At 48.6% G+C, this 26441-nt stretch carries 23 protein-coding genes; 5 read left to right on the forward strand and 18 right to left on the reverse strand.

Translation table 11 applies throughout. The features are described from left to right. Nucleotides 1-53: 53 nt before the first annotated feature. From KS4_RS15135 to KS4_RS15195, 13 genes are all read right to left on the reverse strand, one after another. Nucleotides 54-242 carry a PEP-CTERM sorting domain-containing protein gene (locus KS4_RS15135; protein WP_145080031.1) on the reverse strand — a complete coding sequence of 63 codons (189 nt, stop codon included), beginning with the start codon at nucleotides 240-242 and terminating at the stop codon, nucleotides 54-56. A 127-nt stretch (nucleotides 243-369) separates the two neighbouring features. Beyond that, a complete protein-coding gene (locus tag KS4_RS15140) occupies nucleotides 370-636 on the reverse strand; it encodes a hypothetical protein (RefSeq protein WP_145080034.1) in 267 nt (88 codons plus the stop codon). 312 nt (nucleotides 637-948) lie between these two features. Next, a complete protein-coding gene (locus tag KS4_RS15145) occupies nucleotides 949-2184 on the reverse strand; it encodes an argininosuccinate synthase (RefSeq protein WP_145080037.1) in 1236 nt (411 codons plus the stop codon). A 333-nt stretch (nucleotides 2185-2517) separates the two neighbouring features. Continuing rightward, complete coding sequence (locus KS4_RS15150) at nucleotides 2518-4389, reverse strand: dockerin type I domain-containing protein (protein WP_234698817.1); 1872 nt, start codon at nucleotides 4387-4389, stop codon at nucleotides 2518-2520. Between the two features lie 52 nt (nucleotides 4390-4441). Further along, the gene (locus tag KS4_RS17940; protein ID WP_234698818.1) at nucleotides 4442-5401 is read right to left on the reverse strand and encodes a type II secretion system protein; all 960 of its coding nucleotides are present in this window, start codon (nucleotides 5399-5401) and stop codon (nucleotides 4442-4444) included. A 108-nt stretch (nucleotides 5402-5509) separates the two neighbouring features. Further along, nucleotides 5510-6094 (reverse strand): PEP-CTERM sorting domain-containing protein, encoded by a 585-nt coding sequence (locus tag KS4_RS15160; RefSeq protein ID WP_145080045.1) that lies wholly within the window; start codon nucleotides 6092-6094, stop codon nucleotides 5510-5512. A gap of 66 nt (nucleotides 6095-6160) precedes the next feature. Then, nucleotides 6161-8779 carry a dockerin type I domain-containing protein gene (locus KS4_RS15165; protein ID WP_145080048.1) on the reverse strand — a complete coding sequence of 873 codons (2619 nt, stop codon included), beginning with the start codon at nucleotides 8777-8779 and terminating at the stop codon, nucleotides 6161-6163. A gap of 188 nt (nucleotides 8780-8967) precedes the next feature. Continuing rightward, nucleotides 8968-9984 (reverse strand): type II secretion system protein, encoded by a 1017-nt coding sequence (locus KS4_RS15170; RefSeq protein WP_145080051.1) that lies wholly within the window; start codon nucleotides 9982-9984, stop codon nucleotides 8968-8970. A gap of 120 nt (nucleotides 9985-10104) precedes the next feature. Then, nucleotides 10105-10938: a winged helix-turn-helix domain-containing protein gene (locus KS4_RS15175; RefSeq protein ID WP_145080054.1), complete on the reverse strand. Its 834-nt coding sequence runs from the start codon at nucleotides 10936-10938 to the stop codon at nucleotides 10105-10107. Between the two features lie 340 nt (nucleotides 10939-11278). After that, the gene (locus tag KS4_RS15180) at nucleotides 11279-12538 is read right to left on the reverse strand and encodes a hypothetical protein (RefSeq protein WP_200761332.1); all 1260 of its coding nucleotides are present in this window, start codon (nucleotides 12536-12538) and stop codon (nucleotides 11279-11281) included. 105 nt (nucleotides 12539-12643) lie between these two features. Next, the gene (locus KS4_RS15185) at nucleotides 12644-13786 is read right to left on the reverse strand and encodes an SPFH domain-containing protein (RefSeq protein ID WP_145080057.1); all 1143 of its coding nucleotides are present in this window, start codon (nucleotides 13784-13786) and stop codon (nucleotides 12644-12646) included. Between the two features lie 474 nt (nucleotides 13787-14260). Further along, nucleotides 14261-15154, reverse strand: coding sequence for an HDOD domain-containing protein (locus tag KS4_RS15190; protein WP_145080060.1), 894 nt, complete (start codon nucleotides 15152-15154; stop codon nucleotides 14261-14263). Nucleotides 15155-15530: 376 nt separating this feature from the next. Beyond that, nucleotides 15531-15743, reverse strand: coding sequence for a hypothetical protein (locus KS4_RS15195; protein ID WP_145080063.1), 213 nt, complete (start codon nucleotides 15741-15743; stop codon nucleotides 15531-15533). Nucleotides 15744-15902: 159 nt separating this feature from the next. Here KS4_RS15195 and KS4_RS15200 point away from each other — a divergent pair, with 159 nt between their 5' ends. After that, nucleotides 15903-16283: a hypothetical protein gene (locus tag KS4_RS15200; protein ID WP_145080066.1), complete on the forward strand. Its 381-nt coding sequence runs from the start codon at nucleotides 15903-15905 to the stop codon at nucleotides 16281-16283. 401 nt (nucleotides 16284-16684) lie between these two features. Here KS4_RS15200 and KS4_RS15205 read toward each other — a convergent pair whose 3' ends face one another. After that, nucleotides 16685-17539 (reverse strand): alpha/beta fold hydrolase, encoded by an 855-nt coding sequence (locus tag KS4_RS15205; protein ID WP_145080069.1) that lies wholly within the window; start codon nucleotides 17537-17539, stop codon nucleotides 16685-16687. A 463-nt stretch (nucleotides 17540-18002) separates the two neighbouring features. On the opposite strand from KS4_RS15205, the gene KS4_RS15210 reads away from it, so the two are divergent. Together KS4_RS15210 and KS4_RS15215 are read left to right on the forward strand one after the other, a co-directional pair. Further along, nucleotides 18003-20090, forward strand: a complete 2088-nt coding sequence (locus KS4_RS15210; RefSeq protein ID WP_200761333.1) for a mechanosensitive ion channel family protein — start codon at nucleotides 18003-18005, stop codon at nucleotides 20088-20090. Nucleotides 20091-20182: 92 nt separating this feature from the next. Then, nucleotides 20183-20608 carry a hypothetical protein gene (locus KS4_RS15215; protein ID WP_145080074.1) on the forward strand — a complete coding sequence of 142 codons (426 nt, stop codon included), beginning with the start codon at nucleotides 20183-20185 and terminating at the stop codon, nucleotides 20606-20608. Nucleotides 20609-20635: 27 nt separating this feature from the next. Here the strand turns inward: KS4_RS15215 and KS4_RS15220 are convergent, their stop codons facing one another. Beyond that, nucleotides 20636-22015 (reverse strand): hypothetical protein, encoded by a 1380-nt coding sequence (locus KS4_RS15220; RefSeq protein ID WP_145080076.1) that lies wholly within the window; start codon nucleotides 22013-22015, stop codon nucleotides 20636-20638. A 130-nt stretch (nucleotides 22016-22145) separates the two neighbouring features. Beyond that, nucleotides 22146-23123 carry a DNA-methyltransferase gene (locus tag KS4_RS15225; RefSeq protein WP_234698819.1) on the reverse strand — a complete coding sequence of 326 codons (978 nt, stop codon included), beginning with the start codon at nucleotides 23121-23123 and terminating at the stop codon, nucleotides 22146-22148. A gap of 310 nt (nucleotides 23124-23433) precedes the next feature. Here KS4_RS15225 and KS4_RS15230 point away from each other — a divergent pair, with 310 nt between their 5' ends. Next, nucleotides 23434-23691: a 4Fe-4S dicluster domain-containing protein gene (locus tag KS4_RS15230; protein ID WP_145080078.1), complete on the forward strand. Its 258-nt coding sequence runs from the start codon at nucleotides 23434-23436 to the stop codon at nucleotides 23689-23691. A gap of 361 nt (nucleotides 23692-24052) precedes the next feature. Beyond that, the gene (locus KS4_RS15235; protein WP_145080080.1) at nucleotides 24053-25024 is read left to right on the forward strand and encodes an NAD(P)-dependent oxidoreductase; all 972 of its coding nucleotides are present in this window, start codon (nucleotides 24053-24055) and stop codon (nucleotides 25022-25024) included. Nucleotides 25025-25035: 11 nt separating this feature from the next. On the opposite strand, the gene KS4_RS15240 is transcribed toward KS4_RS15235, so the two are convergent. Then, entirely contained in the window at nucleotides 25036-25662 is a 627-nt protein-coding gene (locus KS4_RS15240) for a hypothetical protein (protein ID WP_145080082.1), read from the reverse strand. A gap of 17 nt (nucleotides 25663-25679) precedes the next feature. Then, nucleotides 25680-26420 carry a hypothetical protein gene (locus KS4_RS15245; protein ID WP_145080083.1) on the reverse strand — a complete coding sequence of 247 codons (741 nt, stop codon included), beginning with the start codon at nucleotides 26418-26420 and terminating at the stop codon, nucleotides 25680-25682. Nucleotides 26421-26441 lie beyond the last annotated feature (21 nt).

Below are 26441 nucleotides of genomic sequence, written 5' to 3' on the forward strand. Positions count from 1 at the left end.
GGCCAGCAATCTATGCTGATCGTTACAAAATGCCTGATTATTGAACGAACGTCTTACCTGCGACGACAAATCATTACCAAACCACTCAAACCAAACAGAGCAAAGGAAGCTGGTTCGGGAACCGATGGTACCATGCAATCAAACGCGAGTGATGGACCGTCATCAAACGTATTCGTCGTGCCAGCAGCAGCGAGAGCTGTTCCATTTGCATTGTCTTCATCGTAAATACCATGGAATGCCAAAACCAATTTATTGTCAGCTACTGATGCTGAAAATTTAGCTGCCTCTGCATCTCCCTAGACAACCGTGCAATTGTGCGCCTAATAATCACCCGCACACTCGAAACTGAAGTTCTCAACCTTAATCGCTTCAACGGCCACCGCATCCCAAGCAAATGCCCACGGCATCAAAACGATCTGCGAGTAAATAGACTTCAACACCGCCACTGTTTGACCAGCTAACCTTGGATTCGTTCAGCTTGAAACTGAAACGATTGATTGTGATGTCTTTGCCTGCATCAGCACCCAGATCGAAATTCCACTCAACACCTACCCATGAATCATAAAACGAGCCTTGATTCTGAACATTAATATATTGTGGTGTGTATGCGAAAGTAGATTGATGAAGCTTGCTCAAAAGAAGCGAAAAACTTCATCATCATGGCAAGATACTAAGCAATACTAAATAACATATGTATTACTTCTGGTTTCGGACGATATTTAGTGTCTAATTTACGACAGCCGCCAGATGCAGTGGTGCACAGACATAAATATGACCTAAATCACACATGCCTACTTCAATCTAACGCAAGCAAAATGAAGTCTTTGCAACATTTTTCGAATCATGAATCAGCCACCGAAACTCGTTTAATACCAATTAAAAGTTATACACAACAAAAAAACCCAGCTGCGAGAGCTGGGCTTTCATCATTTAAACTTCTGTCCAAATTTAGATCTTTGGCTTATGCTTCAAACCGCGCACCTGCATTGGCAAGCCGTACAAATCAATAAACCCTCGAGCTGCGGTGATGTCGTAGTTATCCATCGCAAATGATGCCAACTGCTCATCGTAAAGTGAGAGTTTGGAATCAGCTTTAATCGCCAAAGCGCGGCCCTTATAGAGTTTGACCGTCACGGTGCCGGTGACCGTTTCGTTGGCCTTGTCCATAAAGCACTGGATTGCTTCACGCAATGGGTGGAACCATTGGCCGTAATAAGTGAGCTCTGCGTAACGGTTCGCGAGATTCAGTTTCTCGTGGTATAGCTCACGCTCGATGCAGAGTTGTTCGAGTGCTTTGTGCGCTTCATAAAGGATCGATCCGCCCGGTGTTTCGTACACACCACGTGACTTCATGCCGACCAGACGGTTTTCCACGAGGACGGTTTGACCGACCGCATGCTTGCCACCAACCTCGTTGAGCAGCTCAATAATCTCATGGCCTGCCAACTTCTTACCGTTGACTGAAATAGGATTACCCTTTTTGAACTCGATTTCAACGTTCTCGGCCTTGTTCGGAGCCTTCTCGACAGGCACACTCATCACGAGGCACTTCTTCCATTCTGGCTCTTGGTCAGGATGCTCAATTTCAGCACCTTCATGCGAAATATGCCACAGGTTACGGTCACGTGAGTAGATTTTCTTCTTGGTCTGATCGATGGGGATTTTGTGCTTCCTAGCGTAATCGATCGCAGTTTCGCGGTCTGTCAAACCGTCTTCAATAAAGACAGGGTCTTTCCAAGGACTAATGATCTGAAGCTTGGGCGCCAATGCACGCGCGGTCAGCTCGAAGCGTACCTGGTCGTTACCTTTACCCGTCGCACCGTGGCCGACGGCATCCGCTTTGGTCTGTTTGGCAACGAGAACCTGATGTTTCGCGATCAGCGGGCGCGCGATCGAGGTGCCGAGCATATAGTCGGTTTCATAAGTTGCATGTGCCCGGATCATCGGGAAGCAATATTGCTCCGCGAATTCTTTACGCAGGTCTTTAACGATCACTTCGTCAGCACCTGATGCGTATGCTTTTTCTTCAATCCCCTTGAGTTCATCACCCTGCCCGAGTTCTGCTGCAAAAGCAACAAGCTTCACACCGGGATAGCGTTCCTTGAGCCACGGAAGAATAATCGAGGTATCCAACCCGCCTGAATAGGCGAGTACGATTTTCTTGGGGTCGCGCTGCTTAGCCATGATTTGAAATTCCTGTGTTAGCCGACGACAGGTCGCGTGGCTGTGTGATTTAAACGAACCAACCTGGAAGAGGGCTGGCAGATCATGAATGATATCACAACACCTCGCCGCGGTGAATTCAATCCCCAGCGAACACCCGACCATTCAACATTTTCGCTTGAATTAACCCTCAAATTTCCCCAAATACCCCACAACGCTCTTCGTAACAGTCACAAACCGTCCAAAGAAAAGCTCGGAGCGGCATATCCGCTCCGAGCTTCAGGGTCCGGATATCAAATCCGGTGAGATGTCTTGGGTGTAACAGAGCAAATCAGCCTGTCACAATCGTCACATTTACGCACGACGACGGCGGCCAAGCATCGCAAGACCGCTCAAGCCAACCAAAGCCAATGATGCTGGCTCAGGCACAGCGCTCACAACTGCTTCCAGTGAAGCACCTGCATTAAACCCAAAGTTTACTGCAACAGCATTTAGATCAAGAGCATCAACAACACCATCACCATTAAAGTCACCATTTGCCCAGCCTGTATTCGAGTTGAAGTTCACCGCGATTACATTTAAGTCCAATGCGTCAATGATGCCATCAAAATTCGCATCACCAAATTCAGTGCTCTTCAGAACCTGTACCCAGAAGGCAGCATCATCCCCGTCAATGTCATTATCAGCATCTACGTCATACTGCATATCTGTTGAGCTACCAGTTATCGCGGCATAAAGCATATCGATATCAGCAGCCTCTAGCTGACCATTTCCATCGAAGTCACCAGCAATCGCTGCTGCCAAACTGAAGAACTCAACCTGGTCACCGTTACCAAACAGACCGTTAGATACATCTACGTCTAGTTCAGCAATTGTCACCTGGCCAGTATTCAAATCAAGTGCATACCAGTCATGGGCGTATGAACCACCATTGCCAGCACCTGGATTATCCATGTCATAGAAGTAAACGACATTGTTTGCAGCATCATAAGCGCTATAGCGGCCATCGACGATCGCCGTGTCATCATCAGACACACCTGAGGTATCAATTGTCACAGGTGCATCCCAAGCACCAAAGTCAATCAAACCTTCTGCATCATCATAACTGTCTACATTACGTACGATGACCTTTGGCTCATGCTGTGGATCATCAAAATAACCCGATTCAACAATCACAAGCTTGCCAGTCGAAGGATCAACAAAAAGTTTATCACCGCTACCATCGTTCGTTGTTGGATCGACTGAAGGATCGTTATCCAAACCAAAACCCGTCGGGTAATCTGGCCCAGTACCAACATTGAAACCCTTCATTTTGTTCAATGAATTATCAGCACCTGTGATATCACCGATTTCGAAAAATGAAACATCATCCCCATCACCATCATCTTCAAGTATCCAAAGACCCTGCACGCCGTCTTTGTTAATGTAAGCAGAGCTGACAATATCACTGCCACCGGTTACCTGTCCAGCATCCGTATCGTACTCCATGTTCACGAGTCCTAGCTGCTTGGACTGCCATGATTCTGAAGTACCATTGTTGTAACCACCTTCTTGGCCGTCAACAGTAGCTTGACCGCTAGAGGCATTCACACGATTCAAGACGCGAATCTGATGATCACCTTCTGCGGTCGTATTATCATTGCGTCCATCAATAAGAAGAAGATTATTCTGATCAACAAACTCAAGATGCAAATCTGTATATGATGTATTACCTTGTGAATTGACGCCAGTAACATTGTCCGTACGCGCAACCTCACCAATCTTATCGACTACGCCGCCAAGAACAGTTTGGTTAGGATGTGTACCATCAAAGAAATTAGCGGAATGATACGTACGGTATGTCATACCGTTATTTGCCCAGTGATTGTATGCAGAGCTAAAATCGATTTTGAACAAATCGATGTCACCCGTGGTATCAACATCACCATCGATTTCAATTTCGGTACCGCCCGCTGCACCCGAATCAAATGCAGCAAGGTAAACATCACCAGTTGCTTTATCAATCGTTATCGCGCCTGGATCTTCAAACCCACCATTCTCAAAGCCAACAAAAACTGAGAACATAGGGTTAGACATGTTTGCGGTATCATAGAAAACAACCGAACGCTTTGAATCACCATGGTTCTGCTGCTTGTCTAAAAGTGCAATATAATTGCCCGTCGGCGCCGCCATCACAGGCGTTGCAACAATCACTGCAAGAAGTGCAGCTGTAGAATACTTTCTCATTTTCATCTCCTGTTCTATTGAACAAATAGTATTGTTATTGATTTACGCTTTATTACTGAATTACGTTACCTTCAAAATCTTTATCATTCGTGAACACTGCATTACTCACAATCGTGTTCGTCGGAAAATACATATTTAAATCAACCGTATCTGCAGCACGCATCCCCTCAGCATGCCCATCAAAGAAGACCTGATTCATGGTGTTTGAAGCATGACGATATGCATGCCATTTCGCGATCTCTGTAGGCGTAAAGTCACCCGTACTCGGATTTACAAACCCCCAAGGATCGCCTGTCAGCGTAACGGCCGGCCCATATGCCATGTAATTACCACCACGCAACTGGCGCCCATAATTATTGAATGTGCGATCGTTCATACTTGTGACGAAACGAACACCTTCCATTGCAAACACTTTATTTGACGCCGCCCCAACTTGTGAGATACGTGGCCCATAACCATCAGGTAGTTTCAATGCACTGCTTGCAAGGTCATAAAGACCAATTTCCGAGCCCTGTGGATTTCCCATCGCATGAAACCCCAACGCTGCGGAATAGCTGCCATATCTCAGATCATCCGGCGTAGGAAAACCTACCGCTCCTGAATAAACCAAATCATTCTCAGGACAATTCAAATCATGATTAAATTGTTGAATCGTTTTTTCATAACGATCACCTGGCAACCCCAACTCATTACCCATCGTCGGTGAGACCCAGTCCATATTCTGCGTCGGTTCAGTCGCGCCGCCCTTAAAAACATAACCATTATTCAAACGCGTCAACTCAGACCCACTCGTATTTGGCCCAGCCAACCATTCACGATTATTCGTCGTGTAAATGACAGTCGCCTGCATATAACTACGCAGGTTCGCAAGGCAAATCGCACTTCTCGCAGTACGTCTTGCTGCACCTAATGCCGGCAATAAAATTCCAATCAACAACGCTATGATTGAAATGACTACGAGCAATTCAATGAGCGTGAACGCCTTTTGGCGCACAAAAAATGGTTTAATCATGTCTCTTTTCATCTCACCAGTTCTCCAGTTATAGTTTTATACTGATTTATGCTTTTGTTTTAAGAGGTTAGCCCCGTTTTCACGAGGCTAACCCAATATTTACTCACATTACGCACGACGACGGCGAGCCATCGCAGCCAAACCACCAAGACCAAGCAAGGCCATTGATGCAGGCTCTGGAACAGCAATGCTATACAACACGTTGTTTTGATCTATACCCAGACCAGCAACAAACTCAGGTGTTTCACCACCGGTAGCTACACTGAAAAGAGCGATTGTTTCAGTCGCACCATCAACAATCCATGCACTAGCCGGTGAAGTCACGTTAGCAACACCGTCAGCATAGAGACGGGTACCATCATCAACAATAACTCCGCTGATCGTAGGATTAACATTAGGAGCGGTAAAAAGCGTATCGGCAACAATAAGACCTGGAACTGGTTCTGGCAGAGTAGCACCTTGCTTGCCACTGTTTGTACCATTCACAAATGTACCGACAAAATCGATTTCCTTGAATGTATAGATGTCAAAACCGGTATTATTCGTAATACGGAACTCGTAAACATCCACTGGGCCAGTGAATGTATTTTGGTTACCCGCGAATACGAACTCGCCGATCAAACCTGCGTGAGCAGCCGAACCTACCGTCAACAGAACGGCACCTGCAACAAATGATTTCATTAAATTCTTCATCAATATCTCTCCTGGTTATTAACCAAATTATTTCTCCCCTACGTTGGGGGCTTACAGTTTTCTCACTCATGCTCGCTTACGGCGAACCAACAAGATTCCGCCCAAGCTCATCAGCATAAATGCCCCTGGCTCCGGAACAGCATTGACCATCGCCATGGCATCAGCAAAACTCAATGCGTTTGCATTTGCCAGACCAAAACCGAAATTCACTGCTACGGTGTTTAAATCCAGAGCATCTACCAATCCATCACCATTAAAATCACCTTTATCCCAGCCAATATTGGTGCCGTTAAAGTTCACCGCAATTACATTCAAATCAAGTGCATCAATAACCCCGTCCAGATTCGCGTCACCATATTCCGTACCGAGTATATTCTGAACAAGATCATCAACATCTAATTGATTGATGTTCATATCGCCATTCATATCTGCTGATAGATCTGACATCACAGCTTCATCAAGATTGGACCATTCAACACCACCTGTGCTGTCCTCATCTTTACCAACAAACTGTGAGAACACATAATCAATGTCCGCCGCACCAATAGCTCCATCAGCTCCACTTGGTGCCGCACCTTTAGTGATCGCATTACCAGCTACATCGCCTCGTGAATCGCCAGCAACATAGGTCTTGCTAGTTTCGAGTGTAGTACCAAATAGATTCCCGCCAAACGCGTTGTCAGCATCAATAAAATTCTGCTTACGATCAAGTTTGTTGCCAATACGACCTGCAGCAAACAAGCCATCAACACCGTAGTGAACATCAGCGAGATCAAAATTACCATCGCCATTAAAATCGCCCAGCAATTCAAGCACTGCATTCGAATCATTAATCGCCAGAAATGCGCGATCATTCGCATTTTCATAGGCGTTCACCATTGCACTGATATCTGTCGCTGTACGTGCACCATCGTTATTAAAATCGCCAGCAATTGCATTACGCTCATGGATTGCATTTCCCGCAACCATCTTCACGTTGTATGCAACAGCCGTACCATCATTAGTCACATAATGTGCACCATTCGCAACACCATCCGAATATGCTGCACCCGTCAAACGCTCTGACACCCAGCCAAAACCGACATCACCATACTGGCCTGGCAATGTTTCTTCGGTTGGCAAAAACTGCGTATTACGCAGGTTCGTATTAACATCAGCGGGATCCTGTAATTCAAAATTGCCCGGATCAGTCACTGTTGGCAGAGCTTCCATAGCAGCAAGCAATGCATATTGTGTCGCTAAAAACTGTCCCGGCGTGCCTTCATTCGCAGGATCACCTGGTGCCGCAGAAAAAGCTTTGATCGATTCAAGAATATTTCTCAAATACGCAGCTGCCTGCACATTACGCATGGCTGGATCACTGCTCTCAGAACCATTCGATGCATTAATATCATTTGCGTATGGGTTACCAATAGTCGCGAACGTTTCAGCCCCACCGATTTGCCAACCAGTATTCGCATCACCGTTCCAAATGATATTATTGAATGCAGCACCCTGACCGTCATTGGTCATCACAGGCCGCACATAAACCGTGCCGCCATCTGTATCATTCATAATATTCAGAACTTCGTACTGATTATCTGCAGATTCGCGAGCCGCCTTCGAACTACCGGCCAATCCTGTATAACCAACAGCCAAACGATGATTTCTCACCGTCTGTTCCATTCGGCTTGATGAGTTCTTATTCGTTGAAACAAACGAATCACCTAACTTATCGTTAGACTTGTCCGCATGTTTTTGACCAACATTATCACCGACACCCCATGAAGGATCGACGCCCAGCGAGTTCATTGCACCGTTCCGTGTACCCGATCCAGAATCACGCGACACCGCAACAAGGTTCTCACCATTCTTCATGCGGCCCGTAACATAAAGATGCTGCAACTCAGTCTTCTTAACATTACCATCTGCCGCACCATTGAAATCTGCATCAATCCCAGTGCCATGATTCGCAATAAATGCAATCGGCACCCATGCAATCGAATTGTCAAAAACCGTATTGCTATCAGGAGCACTCGTATTGGTATTCAAACCGCCAAGCGACTTGAGTAAATTAGCCTGGCCGCCCTCCTGATTACCAACACCACCGCCTGTTGCATTCGAAGTCGTCTGGTTTAAACCATAACCAGCCGTCGTAGGGGCCGCATTCCAACGCGCCTGAGACGCATTTCCCTGCGTAACAAACCACTTCGTCGGTACGTCCATCACCGCAACATCAATATAGACGCCGCTCGGATCGCTCAGGTATGGCATCCCACCAGGATTTGCCGCATTACCTTGGCCAACAGCACCACCGTCATAAAACTTCGTACGGTTAATCAAACCCGGATCAGGCCACTTCAATTCTCCATCGCCAGCAGCCGTTGCAGGCACCTGACCATAATTCACCAAATCCTTCAAACCATTACCAGAACCTACCGCGCGATATTGCACCGCCCAATAAGAACTCGCCGGATTCGTCCCCGCTAACTGTACAAATTGCAGCTGAGAAAAATCTGTAATTTGACCATCGCCGTCAGCATCAATGTAATCTGACGTGCTTGCCGGTGCCAGGAAAAACGGCTCAAACAACGTCGCACCACTGATATTAATCACATGCTGCGGCTGAGCCATCACAGGCCCTGATAACACTGCTCCCAACAGTGCTATCGTTGAGAATGAAATTGCTTTTTTCATGCTATCCATCTCTATCTCCGTGTTAGTGTGTTAGGTTTCCCATTCACACTCACCAGTGGCACGCAAGGTATCCGCCCGACGTACCTTCTTTCTCCTCCCCGCCTCGTTTTGTATATAAACCGGGCTTAAACGACGAAGCCCGGACTAATTTTCACACGACGTGCCATATCATCACGACATAACACGCCGCTGGTGAGTCAATCGAAATTCCACCCCTTTGTGAGAATCTTGTTTTCACCAGTCAGTGAGTAGAAGTACTCACCCCATTCTTTATTTTCAACGGTCTCCATCACGTGCTTATTTTCAACGTGACCATCCGCATAAGTAAAGTTCGCTGTACCACCATACTCACCCGTTCCTCCCGGATGATGCCGACCAATCCCATTGAGCGGAGTGGATGAGCCAATCAGAAACGACTGCCCGTCAAGCTGCTGCATCGTCATGAACGTATTCTTCTTTGGATACGTCCACCATTTTGATGATGCAGACACAGCAACCGCACCCCCTGAACTTAAATTCGGATTCCAAAACGGATTGATCGGCCTATGTGATTTTGATAAACCACCACTGCCACCACTACTACCTGTTGCAACCGCACTGTATTCATCTGAAAACTCAGCCATTAATATGGTCTGAGATGCGCTGCGAACCATACCCGCCCTGACAAACTGATAATTACGTGGTGTTGCACCCGCAAACTTGTTCCTCGGTATTAAAGCCTCGTTGGCTGTGAACGCCATCCACCTTGCCTGCCTATCAATCGTTCCTGACCCCGTGCCATTGCCCGGCACTTGATCAGCCACCATCGCATCAGGATGTGGATTCGTCGCCGGATGGCCACCCTCTGACATCTGCGGACATGTAAACGAATCTTCCGATGCACCCCCACCATTGAACAATGAATACGACCAGTGAACATAGCCATTAGCCGGATCTGTTCCGAACTGCTCACCCCAGTTCCAGCTACCACCCGTTGGGCTGTTCGCGTACACATATGACGCCGGATAAAACTCTTGATTGCTTACTAAATAAGCCTCGACTGCAATCGCAACCTGACGCTGATTTGAGCCGCACTGAATCTTTCTTGCCGACGCCTTTGCACTACCCAATGCAGGCAACAAAATCCCAATCAATAACGCAATAATTGAAATCACTACTAGCAATTCAATGAGGGTGAAACCCCTGCCGAAATTGTATTCTGATCTTCTTCGCATCGATCTAAGCTCCATCATGTGAGAGTTATATTTCAACGCCACACAGTATGAAGCCTCACTGTCCTTCTTTTGTCATGTCCCAAAGAGTTTTCAATGCAACTTACGTCAATAAATCATCAGCTATACGGGCATTTCCTCGGCCGCATACTCCTCACGAATTCGGTACCCAACACCTCGCACCGTCTCGATCTGTTTAGCAGCCTTCACTCCTAACTTCCGACGAAGCATATAAACATGATTCTTAACAACCGAATCACGCGCCTCACCCGACTCTAAATTCAACGTTTGTCGAATCACCTCAGGCGTCAGTATCCAGCCCGGCCGCTTCAACAACATCTCCAGCAACCGAAACTGAGTCAGCGTCAACGTCACACGCTTTCCACTCACTCTCACCTCAAATTTTTCTGGCCACATCGTGATCTCGCCCACTCGGAACGACTCACAAACATCCTCACCCGCATGCGGCTGCCCCGCCGGCTCCAAATCCCAACGCACATGTACCCCTCGCGGCCTCAACCTAGCCTGCAACCTCGCCAAAAACAAACGACGATTCGAAACGTTCTCTCCCCCCAATATGTCATCAACCCAACCCAACCAGGAAATCGTTTCATCCGATGTCATCTCTCGACACACCGCCACCACACTCCCCGTCTCCGTATCTTTACCCCGCAGCAAATTCAGCCGCGATGCAATCTCTAAACGATCATCCGACGACATCTCAACAACCATCACAACCAACGTCGGCCTAAGCGCCTCATAGTTCTCAAGAAGATCGTCCCAGCTGCAATGCTTAACCCGCACACCGACACCATCCAGATGATGCATAGCCAGCTGTTGCAGATACCCCTCACCTGAAACCAAGACCGTTATCATGCCCATCTCAGCTCGCCCCGTAACTTCACCTTTAACAGGTAAGCCTTGATTGATTGAAGATACTTCAGTAGATCGTTCCACGCAGCAACTCCATCAATGGTTATTTCTTAACCCAATACCGAAAATTCACACCGTCCTTGTCCCATCCCAAACAACATCCACTCCCCAAACCGCTTGACCTCGTTGTGTTCTCTCCAATTCGAACACGACAATTTATACCCCCACAACGTCTGTGTTATGTAAGATTAATGTGAATCGCGTAATAACTTTCGCTTCAATGTCATCGTTAGGTCATCATAAAATCGATTTTCATACGCAGCTAACAATGGCCCCGTTTGGGCCTACTCGCTTTACCTAATCTAAATAAAAAAGACCACACCATATCGGCATAGCCTTCATTAACAATTCAGTAACACAAGTATCAAAAACTGAATTCAATCTGGCGAACGCTGCTCCCCTCGCCTACCCCTACACGATCACCGACCGCCCGTGACACATCATCACCAAACGCTAACCATAACCCAAGCAGTACAATCAATACCGCCATCACTGCCAGCATAATCTTGACCCAACTCCAAGGACGCTCTCCCTGCACTTCTCCCGTCCGCGCATTCACGACAATCCGGTACACCCGATCCTGATACCGATACGTGTTCGACCACACCGGCAACAAGATGTGCTTAAACGTAATCTCATCATACTGCGAGTTCACTGTAAAAATCCGTTGCTCATCCCCACCAATATCCCGCTTAATTTTTGTCCGAATATCGGGCTCCATCAACCCCTTCGCAACATCAAAACCTTCTTTCACATCAACCTGATAACTCTCCGCAATAAACCCCGACAAATACTCATCCTGATACGCTACCAGCTCTCCCAAATCCCAAGGCTCAAGCGCCCTCACATATTTCGTTGGCAACGACCTCGAACCCACCACTAACACATCATCAAAATCAACATACACCGTCCCCCACGCTGAATACCAACGCGTCTTCCTCACACGCTTCGACTTCCTCACCGATTTACCGTTCGAATCCGTCGTCGTATAATGCTCTGTCACCCAGTAATGCTCACCTCTTTGCCCTGTATAGCTCGTTGTCGTATCCGTGTCATACGTCCAGTGCGGCAAATACACCCCCTTAAATGCATGATCCGCCCGCGCAAATTCCTTCACCTTATTCGGCGCAAACCACAACCCCTTAACCCACTTCTCAAAACCAGCCCGCGCCTCGTCCTTCCCCACACGAAACGGCAACACACCCTTCGGCTTAATCAGCCGCTTCGACTCACCCACCTTCACAAGATGCAACCCACAAAACGCGCAATCAAACGCATCCATCCCCGTTGGCTTCTCAACTTCTGCTCCACACCCCTCACACTTCACCATTAACAACTCAACCGTATCTTCTCCCGCCGCCAGCTCACTTAATATTGCTTCGAAGTCCTGTTCCTTTACGACCTCATCCGACAACGCAATCTGATTCTCATACTCGCAATACGGGCACACCAACATCGCCTTCCCCGGCTCAAACGCCAGATCAGCACCACACTTCTCACAACCAAATTGCCTATCCCCCCCATCCGAGTCTTCAGCACTTTTTACAACAACGTCATTCTCAATCCCACCCGACCCCTCTGCTTTCATTTCACTCGGTATCGGCGGCGGCATTTGCTCACTCATATCTCAACACCTATCTCTCGATTAGATTTTCAAACCGGCAGGCAGCACAAACTAGACATCTAATACTTGGTTAGTCGATCAGACTCTTATCTTCACCTCCCCAAATCAGGACATTGGCGGCAACGGCGGCGGAGCCTGACCAAACAATTTCGCCACCTCACCCACCTCGCCCGCCTTCTGCCATCCACTCATCCCCCCCATCCAAACCAAAGTTTCAGCCGCCAGCGTTCCCTGCGAAATCATCCCCTTCAGCGCCGCCTCATCAAACGGCCCTGCCTGCTGTCCATTCACCGCAACATGCACCGCCAACGCACTTACGCCCGGCAACGGCGGTGGCCCACCCACTTGATTCCCCCCCTGCCCCCCTTGGACATTCTGACCACCACCCGAAGGCTGTTGCATCGAACCCATCATCTGCTGCGCCATCCCAAACCCCATCCCTAAGCCCATCCCCTCTGCTGCCCCGCCACCGTTCGGATTATTTGCCGCAGCCTCCATTGCCTCTGCCGTCTGGAATTTCGTATACGCATCCAAATTCCCAATCACACCCATACTCGTCCGTTTGTCCAGCGCCTCTTCCACCGCACTTGGCAATGAAATATTCTCAATCAACAACTTCGTCAATTCCAACCCATACGTATCAAACTCGCTCTGAATCCGATCCGTCAAAAACTGACCAAACTCATCGTAGTTCGCCGCCATGTCCAACACCGGAATCTTCGCCTCACCCACAACATCCGCAAACCTTGATGCAACAATACTTCTGAGCTGCCCATCAATCTCATCCTTCGTAAACTCACCATCCGTCCCCACAATCTCCTTCAAAAACACATCCGGCTTATCAACCCGCATCACATACGTCCCATACGCCCGAATACGTATCGGCCCAAACTCCGCGTCACGCATCATGATCGGATTCTTCGTCCCCCACTTCAGATCTGTAAACCGTCTCGAACTGACAAAATAAACCTCAGCCTTAAACGGCGACTCAAACCCATACTTCCAACCCATCAGCGTCGACAACACCGGCAAGTTCTTCGTCTCAAGCCGATACTGCCCCGGACTAAACACGTCCGCAATCTTCCCCTGATTCACAAACACCGCATACTGCCCCTCCCTTACCACCAACTGCGCACCATACTTAATCTCATTCCCATACCGCTCAAACCGATACACCATCGTATCATTCGAGTCATCCAGCCATTCAATAATGTCAATCAATTCGCCGCGCAGCTTTTTCCAAATCATCCGACTACTCCCAAAAATGTCCATCTATATATTGACTCACAAAACGAATTTGAGCGAATCCTTTGTAACCGCAACACACACAATCCACCACCCCCAGCCCCCACAATTTACCAGAAATGCAATCCCCCCCCTCCCCTACCCCCACATCTGCAACCCCTTCATTCACCAACCCGCATGACTTTCTACATCGCCTGCAACCATCCCCTCCCTCGCATGCGTCTTATATCCGCAATCCGAAATCTAAATTTCCTCACCCCTTCCTCGCTTGCGTCTTCTCTAGCACTAGCACTACACAAAAAAAGGCGACAAAGCTGATGCTTCGTCGCCCGGAGGGAAAAGAGAGACGCCAAATTTAATTTCACCCTTCTTTACTCACTTCGTCATTCCGAGGAGAACTCAAAGGGGAGCTACTTTTGACCGTCGTAGCAAACGTGCTGTTCAATTTGCCTTTTAGAAGTTGTACACTTCCGGGGCTTAACCGAGACTGAAGATCGTTGATGCTTCTTCCATTGCCTCAGGTACTTTCGTACTTATTTCTTCGACCTGTTCCATCGAGAGCTTCAACTCTTCTAGCAAACTAGGCATTATTTCTTTGTGTTCCACGCCACGTGTAAAGCCAATGCCGAGATTAGCGACAATGATGTCTGCAACGTGTACAAGGCTCGCAAGGGTTCTATGCTTTTCTGGCAGATCCCAAGGATGGTGATGGAACCCCGTCACATACGCAAAACTCTGCGGGAATTTCCATGTTCGGCATAACGCCGCACCAAATTGCTCGTGATCAGCACCTATAACCGCTTCTTCGTACTCGCGAAGCTTCCCATCAGGATTCTCTTCAAGCTTCTGCATCACCTCAACAAACTTCGGACGCTTCGCCTGAATCTCAACCATCATCCCAATATCGTGAATCAGCCCCGCCAAAAACGCTTCGTCTGGCAAACCCAGACCTATCTTCTCACCCAACAACCGCGTCGCCGTAGCACTCGCAATCGCCTGGTTCCAAAGGTCATGAGCGTCAAAACTGTTACAGATCTTCCCACCCCTAAAAAGCTTCGCCAATGAAGCCGCAATCGCGATATTCTTCACCGCGTTCAACCCCAAAAGCACAATCGCTCGATTAATCGAGCCAATCTGCCCCGGCAAACCATAAAACGCTGAATTAACCACCTTCAGAATCCGCGCACCCAGTGCCGGATCGTTCGAGATGACCTTATTCAGATCCTGAGCTGTCGAGTCCGGATCCTCAACCAACTGAATAATCTTCATCGTTACCTCAGGTAACGTTGCAATATGACTGATCTCCGCGATCGCCGCTTCAATCAACTCATTCTGTGCTTCATTGTCGGTGACTAAACCCGTTTCTGACATGATCGGAACCTCCGCTCCTATACGGTTTGGGACAGCAATTTGCGTCAACACTTCTCTTGGCAAAGAGCTGAATCATTGGCAATAACTCGCCTTTAATTCCTGCAACACCAATATCGACCGGCTGGTCAACGAGGAAGTCATCTCACAAATCGCTCTAGAACAAGTTGCATCATTACACGCCACATGTCCTGCGAAACAATCAGAAGCAGGCTCATGTGAGAAGCGTTTTTTTACGTAACGACCTATTGGTCAACGAAGCAAGTAATTTCGCAAGACGCTCTAAAACATCTTGCATCAAGACGTTCTACTTCGCATATCGGCCAATAACATGACCCACTTAATGTTTCCCCTAGTTCCGCTAACCATTTTTATCCCATCATCCCCCCCCACCCCAACGCACACCACAAACACCGCCTTCTCTTGTCGCCGCCCAATCCCCTGCATTCTGCCCTCCCTTTTCCCACTGCAACACTTCCAAAATCTCGCAATCCTGCATAATTGCCCCCACCGAATCCCCCAACCTGGGACAATCGGCCAAAACCCGTTTGTCCCAGCCTCCAAACCCCGCTAGCATCAAACTTGAACGCATCTATATATAGATTCGTATAACCCTTGATAACATCTCAAACCCGCATGCACCTCAAGCCGCAACAACCCATTAATCAATAAACACTTAGACATAATTGCTGCTCTCGTCGATGCGATCGAGCAGCCGATAGAAAGCAATACCATGGTTTGGAAAGCCTACGTGAAAAATCACCCTAAATTTGGCTCTTATTACGCCACCATCCAACGACAACCCTCTTGGGTCACCAAGATCGCGATCTTCGCTTTCGTCTTTGCTGTCGTGATCCCCATCGCCGTCCTCGTCCTCGCCGCCATCCTCGTCGCGACCATCGTCTTCACCATCCTCGCTCTCATCGCCCGCGCCTTCAACGGCCTCGCCAACATCCTCACCCCACCATCCCCATCACCTCCACATACAAACGACGATAACCAACCCCACACAAGCCAATCCCCTCACGCCTCCACCGACTATTCATCAAATAGGCCATCATCTTCACCGCCTCCTCCACCTCCCCATGATGCCGACGGCCGCCGCAATGTCCGCGTCATCCGTCGTGACTAATCCGCGATTAGTCATCAATTTCTTGAATTTTGAATTTGCGAATCACGCACAACAGCGCGACGGTTTTATGCGCACAAAATTTTTTACAGACGCGCATCTGTGCGCAAAATCGCCTGTGTATAAGTTCCCATTCTCAAGCATCTCTAACCAAAGCGTGAGATTCTTCAATCGTTTCTCACCGAAGTTGGCGATTTTCAAGCTATTTTTAACTGTTTCTGTTTTTCGATGTAAACGGCGGGCATGCCAATACATACGAACAAAAAACACGAATGATTGCGTGTTTGTGCGCGATTGCATTTTTGTACAATGTGGAATCTTTTTGCGCGAACTCTAATCATCAATTAGTACTGACACGCGCACAACAACATTCGGCCTCACACTCAAATACTTCAATCAACAGATTATTTTCGCAGTGCGAGCCAACCGCGTATGCGGCTGAAGAATTCAGTACGCGCATAACGCTCAACCCAAGGACTGTGCCCACAGCGTTCCAACTCGTGATAGTCCATCTGCGGCATGTACTGTTTGAGCAATTCATAGGTTTCGATACCGGGATGTGGATCATGCGAGCCGTGGATCATAAGTACAGGCGATGTAATCGCTTTAAAGGCATCAGGATACATACCTTCTTTTTGCAGACGAATCATATCGCACCAGGTATGTTTATGAGCAACCGCATCAAGTTTGATGGGATGCTCTGCATAGCCATCGATCTCAGCTTCGGGAAGCTTGGCGTAGTTGTAGACCTTCTCGATGAGCTTGATGTGCTGCTGCATTCGGGTATGGGGGTCCTCGATATCTGATTCGAGGCTATCGAATCGATCTTTCAACCCAGGGGCCTGATCGATGCGATCAGTGATTGTCTTCCTAAGCACAGATCGAGTGTCTTCGCTAAACGTCCCACAGCCCACAAGTATCAATGGGCCAACGATTTGCGGATATCTCGCAGCATAAGCCAAGGCGAGCATGGCTCCCCAGGATTCACCGAGAATGATCGGTTTCACACTGCATTTAGCGATGATGAGCTCGTGTAAATCACGGACATGCTGATCAACGGTGAAGATTTTGCTGGGATCTTCACTCGGGTGTAATAGATCGGTATCGCGCTGCAAGGGCTCAATGACGGTAAACCCGTCTTGAGAAAGCTTTTGCGCTATCGGCGCAGCACTACCCGCGGCTGCCGGCCCGCCGTGCAGGACAATAATTTCCCGCTTTTTGTGATGCCCACCCTGATTGTGAATACGAAACGTGATCATCTATAGCTCATGCCTCTTTGTACAACATTAGGCAACGGTTTTCCGCAAGTCATTACAGAATAAACAGATACACAAACACGACAAGCAACGTTCATGATTTCTCTGCCGGATGCGATATGAGCATACGGACTGAAGAAGCCGTTGAACCTTGCTGCGCGATGAATTATGACTTCAGTGGGGTCTCCTATAGATGCAGGGCTATTGTACTGTACGTGGCACGCGAGACCAACCATTTCCACATGTCACCGGCGCTTAAATACGGCTTGATGAGTCAAAATTTAGTTTCGGCAAGGATCGGCCTAGCCGGCCATACGGACTTATAGATAACCGCCTGCTTTGGGAAGGACTTACGAATATTGTATGAACCGGATAACAGGAGAAAGTTGATAAGCGTTTATGGATATAGGCTGAGGCTTCATGAAATGCTGTGGATGCGTTACATTGTTGAGTTATGAGCATGTATATGAATAAATCAAAAAGACAAAACGGGCAAGGTTTCGGTATCGCTGGCCACGGGGTGTGGCTTGGATGGCTGGCGGCGCTAGCGATGTGCTTGAGCATGATGGGCGGGCAAGTGCATGCACAATCACAGGCTGAGAAGGTTACGGACAAGGCGCCCAGTGGTTCGTCGAAGGTCGCGGATGCGATCAAAGATAAGGTTGTAGATGCCAAAGAGCAGATGGAGAAGGAGAAAGAGGCGGAAGCGCTGAAGGTGGATCTGACAACGCCAGGGCAGACAGTGAAAACGTTTATCGAGGCGATGGACAAGATCACGGGTTTGTGGGATGAGGCAACGATCAACGATGAAGACAAGAAGAAGCAGCAAAATATTGCGATTGCTTGCATGTGGGTCAAGGGGACCGACTATGAGACGGATAGAGCGAAGGCAGTTCTAGCTGCGAATGATTTGTACTCCGTTCTCAATAGGATCCAGGATTATTTATCGATGGGGATGCTCGATGATAAGACGTACTTGGGGAATGCGGATTATATCGATGAGGGGGCAGGCAAGAAAGAAATTACGCTGTTTCCCATTAATGATGGGCAGCAAGATGAATTTGAGAAATTGCTAAACACAACTTCTGTGCCACGAATTGTGTTGGAGCGGAATGACGCGGATGAGTGGAAGTTTGATAAAGGCACGGTTGAGCGTGCGGGGTCAATGCTTAAATTGTTTACGGAGCATGATATCAACCCAAAGCGTGGGCCGATGGTGACTTCGATTGCGCCGATGATTGAATCAGCGTTACCAAAATATCTGGTTCAGGGGGAGTTCTTGCAGATCAAGTATTGGCAATGGCTGCTTGTGCTGATTCTGATCTTCATTGGGATGGTGATTGATTTGTTCTTCCGGATCTTGGTAAAGAGCAGTTCACGTCGATTGATTAAGCGGCGTGGGATGACGGAGGATATGCATGAAACGATTAAGTACTCGGCAAGGCCGTTTGGGTTGTTGGCCGCGGCGGTGTTTTGGATCACGGCACTGAAGCTGACGTTTACAATTGGAAAGGATGAGAATCTTGCGGTTTACGTGCTATTCTCATCATTACGGATTTATATTGCGGTGATCGGGACACTAACGGCGTGGCGGTTTGTGGATTTGATCGCGATGTTTTTAGAGGCCAAGGCGAAACGCACGTCGACGAAGTTTGATGATGTGCTGATCCCGTTGATGCGAAAGACGTTTAAGGTTTTCGTGGTAGCGATCGGGATTGTGTATGCAGCGGGCGCGTTGGGGGTTTCGATCGCGCCGCTACTGGCTTCGATTGGTATTGCTTCGGTTGGTATTTCGTTTGCGATGAAGGATACTGTTGAGAACTTTTTTGGTTCGGTGGCGGTGCTGCTGGATCGGCCGTTTGATGTGGGGGACTGGGTGCTGATTGATTCGGCGGAAGGGATTGTGGAACAGGTTGGTTTTCGGTCGACACGGATCAGGACGTTTTATAATTCGCAGATTACGATTCCTAACTCGAATCTTGTGCGTGCGAAGGTTGATAACTATGGGCGGCGAAGGTATCGCCGATGGAAAACGAATCTGAGTGTGCAGTATGATACGACGCCGGATCAATTGATTGCGTTCACCGAAGGGGTGCGTGAACTGGTGCGAACGCATCCGTATACGCGGAAGGATTATTACGAGGTTTATTGCAATGAGTTTGGCGATTCGTCGTTGGATATTTTGTTGTATGTCTTTTTTGAGGTGCCGGACTGGAATACGGAGTTGCGAGAGAGGGAACGTTTGTTCTTAGATATTGTGCGACTGGCGGATGCGCTGGGTGTGAGCTTTGCGTTCCCAACACGGACGTTGCATTTATATAATGAGGAAAAGGATGCGATCCATAAGCCGAGCGAGGCGCCGCTGAGTTCTACGGAGCGGCGGGCTGAGGTTTTAGGTGTGCATGCGGCTCAACGATTGATGAAGCAGCAAACTTGGCAGAAGAAGAAGCCAGGGGCGGTGGTGATTACGGGTGCGCCGACGGATATTAAGCTGGATGACGGGGGGAATCCGGTGGTAGAGGATGAGAAGGAAGATGAAGGGAAGAAAGAATGATGAGGTGTATTGTCGTGCTATGAAGTGTCACGACGGCTATTGCATGTAACGAATAATGAATTGAAGCTTGGACGATTGTTCGAGCTTTTTTTATGATTGGATTCTTTATGTTGCAATTTGGGTTGGTGTATGATGAAAAAATGACAGATGAGTCAACTGAAATGATGGGGCCGATGGCGGATTACTTTTGGAGAAAGTGGTTGCTTGGAGGCGTTTTTACTGCGTTTCTGTTTTTCGTTGGGGCATACGCGATTGTATTTGCTGAAACAGCGCTCTATTTTCCAACGCGATACAGGTTTTATTACCGTGTTCCGCTAGAAGGAGTTGAAGCTGTACTGGTGGATGTTTGCGAGGTCATGCTGGGATTAATGTTTCACTTTGGCATGTTTTGGAAGTATCAAAAGAAATTGGAGCAGTATTATCAACCGCTGCTGTATTTAACGAGTGTTGCTTTTGGTGGATGCGTATTACTGACGGCGGGGTATTCGTTATGGACGCGATTTGTTGTGTTTATGTGATCTACAAAAGACTAACTCACGAATAGGTTATTTCAAATCCTTGAGGTTAGCAGTGACTTCGATGTTGGCGTTGAAGAGGCGGTGAAGGCCGAAGTCTTGCTCGGCTTCGTCGAGCATGGGGATAAGGCGGAATGTGATGGTTTGAGGTGGGGTTGGTGAGGTACGAGCGATGCCGATGGTCATTTCCCAAGGGCCGCGGCCTTGTACGGTGGCCACGGTTTTGGCGGGTTGATTATCGATTTGAACATTGAACTGATGAAGCATATCGATGGGGAGACGAGGACAATTGAAGTAGGTGTAGATCATATCGTCCTGGATCTTGAGAGAAAGCGGCGTATTCTTTTTGCGTAACGGAGCGGCGATGGCGCGGCGGAGTGTGATGAATTGATTGGAATCGTAATCGTGAGCGACGCGTCGAGAACGGATTTTAAAGGGTTTTTCAAGGGTTTTGGTCCAACGATGAACCACGACGGATTTGTTGCGATCGAATAGTTCGGCTGAAAAGATGACTGAGAGGGTATGTTCTTGATTGGGTTTGAGGTTATCACGTTCAATGTGCCGCATTGAGATGTCGAGTTGTTGATCGATGCTGAGGGTTTGATGGGCGGTGTGTTGTTTGCGATAACGGGCGAAGGATTGGTTTTGGTTGAATGCGTAGGTCAGGGTGTACCTGAGTGTGAGTGGGGAGACGGGGCGATCGATGCCGAGCAGAGGGCCAGAAGCGGTGAAGGTGATGGGGAGATTATTGCCTTCAAAGATTTCGGGTTTGATCTCAAATTCAAAATGAGGAAGGATGCGGTCTTGCAGTAAGGTGAGATGATTTCTGCTGAGTCTATTCTGTTGATAGGCTGCGAGCAAAAGCTGTGAGAAGGTGGGCTCATAGGTGATGAGCTCCGTGCGAGGAAAGGTTAGGAGCTCGGTGAGAAGTTCGGAGACTGTTTGCGGCTTGAGGTCGGAGTAGGCGGCGCGTTTGATGAGTTGATCCATTGCTTCAAGGTGTGAAGGTGAATCGGTTTGCGTGTATTCGAGTTGGTAATGAAGGATGTTGGAGGGGGTGAAAGCGGCGAGGGGCTGGCCGGTGGCGTCGGCGTAGAAGTCGATGGCGAGGTAGGTGAAGGCTGGGAGGATGAGGATGAGGCCAAGGATTTGGAGTTGGGGGCGTTTACGACGATTGCCGTGTGTGATGTAACGGATATCGTGGATGGGCCGACCACAATCGGGGCATTCGAGGAATGGGCGTGGGGAGCCGTAGAGATCGTATTTGCAGTATTTGCAGACGGGGTGGTTGTCGAGTTTTTTGCCAAGATGGGCGAGATAGATGAGGAGGAGGCCTGAGAAGATGGCGGCGCAGAGGATGAGGTAGAACAGCGCGTAGAGGATATCGTAGATGGTGTTACTCAATAACATGAGATGTTCCGGAAGGTATCTCAGGGCGGGGTCTGTATGTCTATGATAACACGGGTTTGGGATGATCGTAAGATAAAATCATGGGGACGACCAGCTTGTCAAGATAGGGAAGCGAAAGCCTATCTAATGATTAGGTGAGAGCGGGTTGGCGGGCGACTTTGTTGGTAGCGGTGATGGTGGTGGTGATAGCGTTGGGGTCGACATCGGTTTTTTTGATGCGTTGACGGGCTTTTTTGGCGTAATCTTTGGAGAGCTCTGTGCCAAGGTAGTCGCGGCCGAGTTGTTTTGCGGCAGCCAGTGTGGTGCCTGAGCCGGTGAAGGGGTCGAAGACGAGGTCGCCGGGATTTGAGGAGACTTTGATGATGCGATGAAGGAGCGCTTCGGGGAGTTGACAGGGGTGCCAGGTGGTGCGTTCGTGGAACGTGCCGCAGAGGCGGGACTGGTTCCATGTGTCGGAGTCGGGAGCGAAGTATTCGTCGGTGTTTTCGGTGGCGTCTTGAGGGCGAGTGTGCCAAAGGGCGGCATCGGGGAAATGGCGGAGGTACCAGGTGTCGTCGGGGAGTTTACCGGCGGGGTTAGCGCGTTTGTCGCCATAGGTTGTCATGCGGGCGGATGGGAGTGCGATGGCGTCACGGTTGAAAGCAAAAGGCGGCTTTTTGGTGAGATTCTTGGCGTTGAGTGCAGCGGTACCGACGCAATAGAAGAGGTGTGCGTGCGAACGATTGAACTTGATTTTGCAGCGCTGGCCGAAGGTGTAGTGCCAAATGATCCAGTTGCGGAACATGAGTTTGCCTTCATTTTCGAGTTTGCGAAGGTGGAGCCGGGTTTCGGCGGCGTACTCATCGCCGATGAGGATGTACATGGAGCCTGTGGGTTTGAGCAGGCGAGTGCATGCATCGATCCATGATTCTGTCCATGCGACGTAGTCGTCGTGCTCACGGTTGTCGTCGTAATGATCGTAGTTGTAGCCGATGTTGTAGGGTGGGTCTGCGAAGATGAGGTCGAGTGAGTTGGGCTGCCAACGGGACATGATTTTGTGGCAATCACCTTGGAAGAGGCGGTTGCGGGGGGCTTTACCGACGGAGGGTTGTTGGGAGTCAGTGGACATAAGTATGATTTTAATATGGATAAGATGAATGCGCAAGCTGGCGAGGTATGAGCATGAGGTTTCCCCAGAGAAGGGGGTGATCAGCGGCAGAGACGCTGGTTATCCCCTATTCGTGATGATGAGATGCTGTATACAAACGGTCATTTTGGGCTTAAAACGACAGTTTTGCATGATGTTGAGATTCAATATCATTAGAAAATTAATGGGTTGGCTGGAGTGGATAGAGGTTCTATACTAAGCCGGATTCGCCCGATCTGTGGGGTCACAGATAAAGTAGCGGGCAGTAGAAATGTCATGAAGGAGCGAAGTCATGCCACACGTGATTGCTGAACCGTGCGTCGGCACCAAAGACACTGCTTGTGTTGCAGTCTGTCCCGTGGACTGTATTCACCCAACGGCGGATGAACCTGAATTCGAAGATGCAGACATGCTTTACATCGACCCGGACACCTGCATTGATTGTGGGCTGTGTGTTGATGAGTGCCCTGTGAAGGCGATCTTCCCAGAAGAAGACTTGCCGGATGAATGGCAGTCATTTGTCGAGAAGAATGCAGAATTCTACGGCTAAATTCCCCCCATCCCCCCGTCTCCCCCCGGAAGGTTTAGGACTTGCAGGCGTCTGGTGATTGCAGGCTTGCGAGTAAACCATCCAAACAATACAGCAAGTAAATGAGCGGCTGAGCGAAATGCTTGGCCGTTTGTTTTTGCGCGGGCAAGGTGGGCTATGAGGTATGGGCAAGTTTTAGAGCATTTTTTAGTATTACTTACATGTTGACCAGTGGATTGTTTCGTAATAATTATGAATAGCATCGCCCTACTATCGATTATTTGGATCAAGAATATGGCATGTAATTACGCAAGTTGCTGTAGGTATAAAGAAGGATGAGAAGAAAGTAGACCAAACAGAGAGCGGAAGGTAGGCTTTGGGGATGAATGAGACAGTAAAGAAGCCGATGGTGATTGTGACTGAAACGTTGTCGGATGGGCCAGCAGCATGGTTGGCAGAACGCGCGGAAGTCGTGTGGTGTCCACATACGGATACTGAGAAGTTGAATGAGTTGCTGCCAAAGGCTGATGGGTTGGTGGTGAGGACTTATACATTGGTGAATGAGGCGTTGCTAGCGAAGGCGGGAAATGTGAAGGTGATTGGTCGGGCTGGGGTTGGGCTGGATAATTTTGATTTGGATGCATGTAAGGATGCGGGGGTGAGAGTGGTGTATACGCCGGACGCAAATTCGCAGGCTGTCGTTGAGTATGTGATTGCGTTGATGCTGGATGAACTTCGGCCGCGGACAGATGTGCCGACGGGGTGTGATGCGGAGATGTTTCATCAGTTGAGGAAGACGGAGATTGGGTTGCAGCTGGATCAATTAACACTGGGAATTGTGGGGTTTGGCCGCGTTGGGAAACGGTTGGGACGAGTGGCGCATGCCATCGGAATGAAGGTGATGGTGGCGGAGGTTTTGCCTGAGTCAAAATTAAGGGGAGCGGTGGAATATCCGTTTGAATATGTGACGCATGATGCGTTGTATCAGGGGAGCGATATTGTGTCGGTGCATGTGGATGGTCGGGCGGAGAATCGGCACATGCTGAATGCGGATGTGTTTGAGATGTTGAAGCCGGAGGTTTTGCTAATTAATGCGGCGAGGGGGTTCTTGCAAGATAACGATGCGATGCGTGCGTATGCATTACTGAATCCGGATGCGCGGATTGTTTTGGATGTGCATGATCCGGAGCCGATCCCTCCCGGAAGCGAATATCCGCTCCACGGGTTGGAGAATGTTAGGCTGTTGCCACATATTGCGTCACGGACTAATCAAGCATTAGAGAATATGTCGTGGGTCGTGCGGGATGTTGATGCGGTACTACGGGGCGTTGAGCCGATGTTTGCAAAGGTGTGAATCGGTGGGGATTAGTAGTTGGAATAGTGGATGCCATACTGTGAGTTTTGGATGTCATTGATGGCGATGCGCCCGCATTCAGGGCAGGTATCGTGGAAGCTGTTGCGCAATTTATAGTTGCAGGACAGGCAGCGGCCAATGGTTTGGATGATGATGCGGAGGGTTTCGTGATAGTCTTCATCGCATGTAAAAAAACGGCGATGCAGAATTAAAGTTTGACCTTCGGAGTAATTGAGCACTATTTTTTGGCTGGTACACATCGCTTTCGAGAGCGAATCTCGGATAAATTCACGACGTTCACCTGTTGCGAGGACTTGCGTAATTTGCTCGTGATCAAGCTCGAATTCAAATGCTTGAGTCCACCACACATCTGATTGAAATGCAGAACGAATCAAATATTTCTTTAATAAGATGACGACTAATACCTCAAAAGGTATGAGCATTATCGCGAGCAAAAGTCCGATTACGCCGGTCATTATGGCAAGAGATATCATGAAAAAAGCATCAACTATGATTAGGGCAAAAACCATAAAGGTTAGGCTATTGAGTACGGTATTCGATTCTTTGCCAAGCTCATAATTAATGTAATCGACAAGGTCGTATTGACCTGAAGCGTGTATTGTTCGGTCTGTTTGCACTGTTTTACCTTTTGGAATTATTGCTGCGTGCTTTGTTTTTCTATTTGATCGAGAAGATGGTCGCCGCATTCGGGGCATGTGAGTGATTCGCTGCCAGTGAGGTCGTATTCGCATTTGGCGCAGTCGCGGATTTCGCGGTAAAGCTTGAGACGGAAATTGAGCCAATCGTCATTTGATGCGAAGAAACGTCTGGGGAGGACGATGAAGTCGTCTGCAGAGCGGAAGTAGATGATGTCTTTGCGGAAGTAGATGTTTGAGAAGGCTGACCAAATGAGCCGAATGTAGATACGGTCGTCATACCAAGCGATGGCGTCTTCGTCGATGATGACGGCACTGGGGATGTGGACTAATCGTGAGTTAGTGAGTTGAGATTTACGCTTTGACCATGTTTTGGAGAGAACACGGTTGTAAAGCAGGAAGACGAGGAAGAGCGGAGTAAAGATGATGCCGATGGATGCGAGGATCTCGGCCATATTAGTTTGCTGATCGATGAGTTCGCGGATGCACCAAAGCATTGGGTAGAGTGATACGAGGAGAAGGACGATAACGGCGAAAATGTTTGACCAGAAACTGCTTTCTTGATCGGTTATGATTTTGTGGAGTTGTTTGTAGTCGTCGACCTTGTATTGGCCATGGGTTTGGACAGGAGCGGATTCCCAATCCCAAGTGTGGGTTTCGGGATCGGGCTGCGCGAACTCTGAGTCGCCTGTTTCCAGCATATTTTTGGCTTGCGAGGTGTTGGAATCGGTATCTGACATAGGGAGTTTGTAATAATGTTT

Origin of the sequence: Poriferisphaera corsica (genome assembly GCF_007747445.1) — a bacterium.
Taxonomy (GTDB): Bacteria; Planctomycetota; Phycisphaerae; order Phycisphaerales; family Phycisphaeraceae; genus Poriferisphaera; species Poriferisphaera corsica.

Bases quoted from the DNA above. Each gene is read 5' to 3' on its own strand.
- KS4_RS15145 (WP_145080037.1), bottom strand. From the start codon at position 2,184: ATGGCTAAGCAGCGCGACCCCAAGAAAATCGTACTCGCCTATTCAGGC.
- KS4_RS15150 (WP_234698817.1), bottom strand. From the start codon at position 4,389: ATGAGAAAGTATTCTACAGCTGCACTTCTTGCAGTGATTGTTGCAACG.
- KS4_RS17940 (WP_234698818.1), bottom strand. From the start codon at position 5,401: ATGATTAAACCATTTTTTGTGCGCCAAAAGGCGTTCACGCTCATTGAA.
- KS4_RS15160 (WP_145080045.1), bottom strand. From the start codon at position 6,094: ATGAAGAATTTAATGAAATCATTTGTTGCAGGTGCCGTTCTGTTGACG.
- KS4_RS15165 (WP_145080048.1), bottom strand. From the start codon at position 8,779: ATGGATAGCATGAAAAAAGCAATTTCATTCTCAACGATAGCACTGTTG.
- KS4_RS15170 (WP_145080051.1), bottom strand. From the start codon at position 9,984: ATGCGAAGAAGATCAGAATACAATTTCGGCAGGGGTTTCACCCTCATT.
- KS4_RS15180 (WP_200761332.1), bottom strand. From the start codon at position 12,538: ATGAGTGAGCAAATGCCGCCGCCGATACCGAGTGAAATGAAAGCAGAG.
- KS4_RS15185 (WP_145080057.1), bottom strand. From the start codon at position 13,786: ATGATTTGGAAAAAGCTGCGCGGCGAATTGATTGACATTATTGAATGG.
- KS4_RS15190 (WP_145080060.1), bottom strand. From the start codon at position 15,154: ATGTCAGAAACGGGTTTAGTCACCGACAATGAAGCACAGAATGAGTTG.
- KS4_RS15195 (WP_145080063.1), bottom strand. From the start codon at position 15,743: ATGCGTTCAAGTTTGATGCTAGCGGGGTTTGGAGGCTGGGACAAACGG.
- KS4_RS15205 (WP_145080069.1), bottom strand. From the start codon at position 17,539: ATGATCACGTTTCGTATTCACAATCAGGGTGGGCATCACAAAAAGCGG.
- KS4_RS15210 (WP_200761333.1), top strand. From the start codon at position 18,003: ATGAATAAATCAAAAAGACAAAACGGGCAAGGTTTCGGTATCGCTGGC.
- KS4_RS15215 (WP_145080074.1), top strand. From the start codon at position 20,183: ATGATTGGATTCTTTATGTTGCAATTTGGGTTGGTGTATGATGAAAAA.
- KS4_RS15220 (WP_145080076.1), bottom strand. From the start codon at position 22,015: ATGTTATTGAGTAACACCATCTACGATATCCTCTACGCGCTGTTCTAC.
- KS4_RS15225 (WP_234698819.1), bottom strand. From the start codon at position 23,123: ATGTCCACTGACTCCCAACAACCCTCCGTCGGTAAAGCCCCCCGCAAC.
- KS4_RS15230 (WP_145080078.1), top strand. From the start codon at position 23,434: ATGCCACACGTGATTGCTGAACCGTGCGTCGGCACCAAAGACACTGCT.
- KS4_RS15235 (WP_145080080.1), top strand. From the start codon at position 24,053: ATGAATGAGACAGTAAAGAAGCCGATGGTGATTGTGACTGAAACGTTG.
- KS4_RS15245 (WP_145080083.1), bottom strand. From the start codon at position 26,420: ATGTCAGATACCGATTCCAACACCTCGCAAGCCAAAAATATGCTGGAA.